Raw genomic sequence first — 896 nt, forward strand, 5'->3', positions numbered from 1 at the left:
GGCCGCGCCGGGCACGACGAGGTGATCGGCGTGGCCGACCGGCTCCTCGGTCCGGGCGGGCGGCTCGTGGTCCACACGACTGTCGCGCCGGGCCGTCCGACCCCCGCCGTGGTGGAGCTCGCGGCGTGGGAGTCGAGGTACGTCTCCGAGGCGGGGCCCCCGGTCGCCTGGTCCGAGCTGGTCGGCGCGATCGAGCGGGCGCCGAGGCTGACACTGCGAGGGCGGGTCGAGACGACCGCCCACCACGCGGAGACGGTCCGCCTCTGGTCCGAGACCTTCGCGCAGCGCGGCAGGGACGCCGCCGCACTGGGCTTCGACGCCGTCTACCGACGGATGTGGGCGTTCCACCTCGCAGTGCTCGAGGCGGGGCTGCGCGCGGGATGGACCGAGTCGGTGCAGGTGCTGGCCACCGCGGAGGGCGCGGTCTCGCACCGCGACGGGCGGGTCACGACCTAAGGTCATCGGCATGGGAAACCTCCTCACCCCGCTCGCGATCTGGTTCGGTCGGCAGGACGCGACGCGCGAGAACTCCCACCTCGTCGTCACGCTGGACCGGTGGCTGAGCCGGGTCTCGCGGGGTCGCGTCCCGCTTCTCCGGCTGGCCGCGCTGCCCACCCTCACCCTCCACGTGCCCGGGCGCAGGAGCGGGGAGCCGCGCAGCACGCCCCTGCTGTGTGCCTCCTGGAACAACGGCCTCGTGGTGGTCGGCTCCAACTGGGGCGGTCAGATGACCCCGGCCTGGGTCCACAATCTGCGCGCGGCCGGAGAGAGGGAGGTCGAGATCTCGGTCTACGGCGCGCGGCTCGTCGTGGACGGGCGCGAGCTGCCCGACGACGAGCGGGCGTCGGCGTGGGCCGCGGCGGTGCGGGTGTGGCCGAACTACGAGATCTACGCCC

Annotated in this window: 2 protein-coding genes; both read left to right on the forward strand. The window is 74.3% G+C overall.

Annotated elements, in window-relative coordinates; all coding sequences use genetic code 11:
• Window positions 1–456 (forward strand): class I SAM-dependent methyltransferase (locus HMPREF3086_RS02855; RefSeq protein WP_210401826.1); only part of this gene is annotated, 456 nt, incomplete at its 5' end.
• Between the two features lie 10 nt (window positions 457–466).
• The coding region (locus HMPREF3086_RS02860) for a nitroreductase family deazaflavin-dependent oxidoreductase (protein ID WP_070720078.1) at window positions 467–896 on the forward strand (430 nt) is incomplete at its 3' end.

The organism is Dietzia sp. HMSC21D01 (assembly GCF_001815995.1).
Lineage (GTDB): Bacteria > Actinomycetota > Actinomycetes > Mycobacteriales > Mycobacteriaceae > Dietzia > Dietzia cinnamea.